At 38.3% G+C, this 5710-nt stretch carries 5 protein-coding genes and 1 pseudogene; all 6 read right to left on the reverse strand.

What is annotated here, in order from left to right; all coding sequences use genetic code 11:
- Positions 1 to 67: 67 nt before the first annotated feature.
- Positions 68 to 571: a GNAT family N-acetyltransferase gene (locus QZ565_RS07865; protein ID WP_295527910.1), complete on the reverse strand. Its 504-nt coding sequence runs from the start codon at positions 569 to 571 to the stop codon at positions 68 to 70.
- Positions 572 to 585: 14 nt separating this feature from the next.
- A pseudogene (locus QZ565_RS07870) lies at positions 586 to 921 on the reverse strand (UvrB/UvrC motif-containing protein); the annotation flags it as partial.
- Positions 922 to 1064: 143 nt separating this feature from the next.
- Positions 1065 to 1592, reverse strand: coding sequence for a hypothetical protein (locus QZ565_RS07875; protein ID WP_084887079.1), 528 nt, complete (start codon positions 1590 to 1592; stop codon positions 1065 to 1067).
- Positions 1593 to 1700: 108 nt separating this feature from the next.
- Positions 1701 to 2573 (reverse strand): hypothetical protein, encoded by an 873-nt coding sequence (locus tag QZ565_RS07880; RefSeq protein WP_295527915.1) that lies wholly within the window; start codon positions 2571 to 2573, stop codon positions 1701 to 1703.
- 56 nt (positions 2574 to 2629) lie between these two features.
- Positions 2630 to 4618 carry an excinuclease ABC subunit UvrB gene (gene uvrB / locus QZ565_RS07885; protein WP_049491718.1) on the reverse strand — a complete coding sequence of 663 codons (1989 nt, stop codon included), beginning with the start codon at positions 4616 to 4618 and terminating at the stop codon, positions 2630 to 2632.
- A 76-nt stretch (positions 4619 to 4694) separates the two neighbouring features.
- Positions 4695 to 5648, reverse strand: a complete 954-nt coding sequence (locus tag QZ565_RS07890) for a CPBP family intramembrane glutamic endopeptidase (protein ID WP_295527918.1) — start codon at positions 5646 to 5648, stop codon at positions 4695 to 4697.
- Positions 5649 to 5710 lie beyond the last annotated feature (62 nt).

Genomic DNA, 5710 nt, shown 5'->3' on the forward strand with positions numbered 1-5710 from the left:
ATATTATCTAAAACGTAATCATTTGTTGATTTTGCAATCTGAAAACAAATCACAACTGTTCTTGCATTTAACTCTCAAATTCTGATGATTTCTTATATACCATTCTAATTTCAGTGAACGGTTTTCCAAGTTCAAGTATTTTTTCTTGACCATCAAGAGTAAAACCCATTTTTTGATAAAAAGCAATGGCTCGCTTATTCTCTTTTAATACCCATAAGAATATTTCAGAGAACTGTTCAAGAGTCGTCAGAGCTTCATTCATTAACTTCTGAGCAATACCTTTTCCATAATAGTCTTTTAAAACATATAAGGCAATAATTTCGCCAGCTTGAATAGCCTCATCACGAAAGTTTCCATAACTGATAAAACCAACTACCTTCATGCCATCCATCGCAATCAATGTATTTTCTGGAAACTTTTGACTAAAGAATCGACATCTTTCTAATGTCATTGTCTCCTGAAATTCTGCAGGCAAAAGGTCGTCATAAGCTTCTCTCCACGCTTTCCAGTGAACAAGTGATTTACCTTCTATCTCTTCAGGAGTTTCCATTGATTTAATAATAACCGTCATTTATTTTCTTCTCCTTAATCCAAGGCCTTGACTTCCAACATCATATCACGTATCTGAGCCGCTAGTTCAAAGTCAAGCACTTCGACGGCTTCTTGCATTTGTTTTTCGAGTTTCTTAACAAGTTCTTTGCGCTCTTGTTTGTTTAGGCTATTGATATCGACTTCCTTGTCTTCTTCCTTAGCAACTGCCTTGGTCACAGCAATCAGGTCACGGATTTCTTTCTTGATTGTCTGAGGCACAATACCGTGTTCTTCATTATAGGCCATCTGGATTTTCCGACGACGGGCAGTTTCATCGATAGCACGTTGCATAGACTGAGTCACAGTGTCCGCATACATGATGACATGCCCTCCCCAAAAGCCATAACCAGAACAGCGATTGGTTTCAGGAGAGCGATACTGCATGACCACGCACTATGTTTCGAGAGCTTCAATCAGACAAATATTTGTTAAAATCGTTAATTGGGAACGGGACACAGTACTCACTTTCTATATTAAATGACTTTTTCATGGCTAATTTCAGACTTCATAATGAAAGGATTAATTCGTTCGTGGTAATAATTTACTTCATGAAGCAAATATCCTTTTTTAATGACAATTTCTTGTTCCTGAACTTCAAAATCAAGTGTTATTGGAATAGGGATTCGTGTCACAAAGGCAAAAATAACAAACACAAATATCCATATATATAAACTACAAATAGCACTACGAATTCCTTCAAAAAGACGGTATCGTTCCTTGAAACAATAACTAAGAATATGTACAATAGCCAAAATAATTGGTACAAATTGTCCTGTTTTAAATATCATGGGGATGAATTGTATTCCAAATATTCCAAAGAGAAGGTCTAGAATTACCAGATGTCTACAAAAACGAATAAAAAGAGTAATCACTAAAAGGAATAGCCAACTATCCCAAAGAATGGGAGTAAACGATAAACCAAATATTGATAGGCAAAAATCGATAAGGACAAATCCTAGTAAAATCAGATAGACTATTCTAAATAAAGTTAAGTGTTTCAAGATGGATGACTCCTTTTCTTTTCATGTTTATACTTCAATAATCGATGGACTGTATGTTGTTCCAAATCCATTATTAATATCGAACTAAAAGACTTAATGAAAAAGTTTTTAGTCATTATTAATTCCATAATCCTTCATTTTATGATTTTGAATTTTTAAAGTTGTCTTGCTACCAGAACGATAACTTTTCCCACTTTTTCCGGCGTAATAATAAGAAATTTTATAAAATGCGTCTGCAAGGTCTGCGCTATCTATTCCATTTTCGATAAACTCTGTCAGACCACCTTCACCATTAAAATAATCCTTGTATCCTTCTTCTAACACAATATCTTTATAGATAACATGACCTTTAATGATTCCTTTTGCCAGAAATTCATCAATAGGGAGATCATATAAACCATGAAAAGGTTTCCCCTCCTTACGATTCTTATCTATGAGATCATAATATTCTGTAATATTCTCTGCTTTCTCATCGACACTCCAATAAGTATTTACATATTCTAGATTTGGATTCTCAAATTGCTTGAAAAAACTCTCTACTTTTTCTTTATATGAAATTGTTTCTGGTTTATGATTGAGAAGTTCATGTGCCATCCCCGAGAATTCTTGTAACATTGTTTTTGTAGTCCCATCATAAATCAATTCCTCCTTTGTTTTTTTAGGATTACTTTTTGAGGATTTTGGATAATAAATCAAAGCATCACTCACAGTAATACTTCTCCCGTTAATTTCTTCACTATATAAGTATTCAATTTTATAGTCTTGAGAAAGCCATTTATCTCTAGAAAAGTTTGTAACCTTCACATTACCTTTAAAGCCATACAAATCAAGAGTTCTTCTAGTAGCAATTTCTACTTCCTTTATATTTGCTTCGGGGAAAATATCATAAGTTGTTGTGAAGAATAAGAAAGCAATACGTAGAATAAAAAATAAAGGGACTATATTTACAACAAAAAATAGAAACAGTAACAGTTTTTTCATGACTACATTCTCCTTGTAAGCAATTCAATTATAAATTTTATTTAGTATGGGTATTCCTACCCAAGCGCCTTGACTTCCAGCATCATATCGCGGATCTGAGCTGCGAGTTCAAAGTCAAGCACTTCAACTGCTTCTTGCATTTGTTTTTCGAGTTTCTTAACAAGTTCTTTGCGCTCTTGTTTGTTGAGGCTATTGATGTCGACTTCCTTGTCCTCTTCTTTAGCAACTGCCTTGGTCACGGCAATCAGGTCACGGATTTCTTTCTTAATGGTTTGTGGAACGATACCATGTTCTTCATTATAGGCCATCTGGATTTTCCGACGGCGGGCAGTTTCATCGATGGCACGTTGCATAGACTGGGTCACAGTGTCCGCATACATAATGACATGTCCCTCACTATTACGAGCAGCACGACCAATGGTCTGGATGAGTCCACGTTCGTTACGAAGGAAACCTTCCTTGTCAGCATCAAGAATAGCAACCAAGCTTACCTCGGGAACGTCAATCCCTTCGCGGAGCAGGTTGATTCCGACCAAGACATCAAAGACACCCAAACGCAGGTCACGGATAATCTCTGTTCGCTCTAAAGTCTTGATATCCGAGTGCATGTACTTGACCTTGATACCCATTTCTTTGAAGTAGTCGGTTAAGTCCTCTGCCATTTTCTTAGTCAAAGTGGTGATAAAGGTTCGTTCATTTTTTTCAACACGAGCATTAATTTCACCCAAAAGGTCATCAATCTGTCCCATAGTCGGACGGACTTCCACCTCAGGATCCAAGAGTCCCGTTGGACGAATGATTTGCTCAATCACTGTCTCAGTCTGTTCATTTTCATAGTCACCTGGTGTCGCTGAAACGTAAACAATCTGATGGACATGGCTTTCAAATTCTTCACGACGGAGAGGACGATTGTCCAAGGCTGATGGCAAGCGGAAACCATAATTAACCAGCATTTCTTTACGCGAACGGTCTCCATTGTACATGCCTTTTATTTGTCCCATAGTCATGTGACTCTCGTCAATCATGATTAAGAAATCGTCTGGGAAGAAGTCGAGAAGCGTATAAGGAGGCTCTCCTTCACTCCGTCCATCCATGTGGCGTGAATAGTTTTCAACCCCGTTGGTATAGCCCATCTCACGCAGCATTTCGATATCGTACTCTGTCCGTTGTTTCAAGCGCTGGGCTTCAAGCAATTTGCCTTCCTTTTCAAAGACAGCTAGTTGCTCTTCTAATTCTGCTTGAATCTTGGCAATGGCAACTTCCATGTGGTCGTCATTGGTCACAAAGTGAGTAGCTGGGAAAATCGCCAAATGATCCACTTCTCCCAAGACCTGACCTGTCAAAGCTTCAACCTCACGAATACGGTCAATTTCGTCTCCAAAAAATTCTACTCGAAAGGCGTGTTCATCACGGGAAGCTGGGAAAATCTCTACCACATCCCCACGAACGCGAAATCTTCCCCGTTGGAAATCAATATCATTACGTTCAAACTGGATATCGACCAAGTCATTCAAGAGTTTATCACGAGAAATCTCTAGACCAGGACGGAGACTCACAACACTATCAGCGTATTCTTTGGGCGAACCCAGACCATAGATACAAGAGACTGAGGCTACGACAATAACATCATTACGCTCCAAAAGAGCCGAAGTCGCTGAGTGTCGGAGCTTATCAATCTCGTCATTGACAGAGCTATCCTTTTCAATATAGGTATCGCTAGAAGGGACATAGGCTTCTGGCTGGTAATAATCATAGTAGGATACGAAGTACTCAACAGCATTTTCAGGGAAAAATTCCTTAAACTCCCCATAGAGCTGTCCTGCCAGAGTCTTATTGTGGGCAATGACCAGAGTGGGTTTATTGACTTTGGAAATAACCTGACTCATGGTATAGGTCTTCCCTGTTCCAGTCGCCCCCATCAGAATCTGAGCTTTTTCTCCACCCTCGATATTATCAACCAACTGCTCGATAGCTTGGGGTTGGTCTCCTGATGGTTGATATTTTGATACTAGTTTAAATTGATTATCTGTAATGCGGTTAATCATAAGAATCCTCTCTCCATGTGCTATTCCTATTTTAGCATACTTGTAGCATTTTCACGAAGAAAAGGACGAACCGAAGTCACATCCTTTCATTTTCTTTCTTTAATTGGTAAGCGAGATAGACAATCAAAAGTAACAAGACTAAACTTGTCATGATAGATCCTTCAATCCCAAAAGAACCACCTGATAGCCAGTCTTGATTGCCTTGTGGAGTAAATTTCATGATTGAGGTTCCTGAAGACTGACCACTAACTAAAATCCCAAAGAGATTTCCTTGAGCAAAATTCCAAGCCCCATGAATACCTGCAACACCCCAAACTGTATCGGTTTTGAGAAGGTAAAGAGCCATGGCAACTCCGAATAAAAAGAGATTCACTAGAGATAAAGGTGTAAGACCAGAATTCCCAGCATGAAGTAGGGTAAAAAGTACGCTAGATATAAGAACCGCAAGTTTTAGATTAGTTCTTGAGGCCAATTGAGGAAGGAGCCAAGCACGGGCCACCACTTCTTCTGCTGTCCCCTGTAAAATCCAAAATGGGATAGTAAAGACAACAAAAGCAAGCGAATAAGGATTCAAGTGAATGGACTCAAAACGATATTGACCTAAGGCTACCAAACCTAACAAGGTCAGAAGAAAAAGCGCTAAACCTAGCCCAAATCCTTTAACAAGATTGCTGAGGAAATTTTCTCTATAAAATCCCAAAGTTCGAATAGGTCTTTTCTCAACTTTTTTAGTCCATCTGAACACAGTGTTGAGAATAAAACCAAAGGCCAGCAATTCTAAAATTAAACGAAAATCACCTGTTTTATCCGTCAAGCTCTGATGCAAGGTCTGCAAGTAGGTTGCAAGATTTTGACCAGCCTCTCCAAAATTTCTAGCAAGTCCGATGAGAGCTAACAAACTAATACCATACAGAGTATAAGCCACAAACTCTCCTATGAAGACAAAAGCAAAGGCTAACAAGGGGCTTGTGTAAATGTTTAAACTCATTTTTGAAGCTTGGAAGTCTTCAAATATTCTTTTGTTCTTCATATCCCTGTCCTCTTTTCTTCTATATATACTATTATTATAGCACTTTTTAATAGCAATTCAAG

The sequence above is a fragment of the uncultured Streptococcus sp. genome (assembly GCF_915066115.1).
Taxonomy (GTDB): domain Bacteria; phylum Bacillota; class Bacilli; order Lactobacillales; family Streptococcaceae; genus Streptococcus.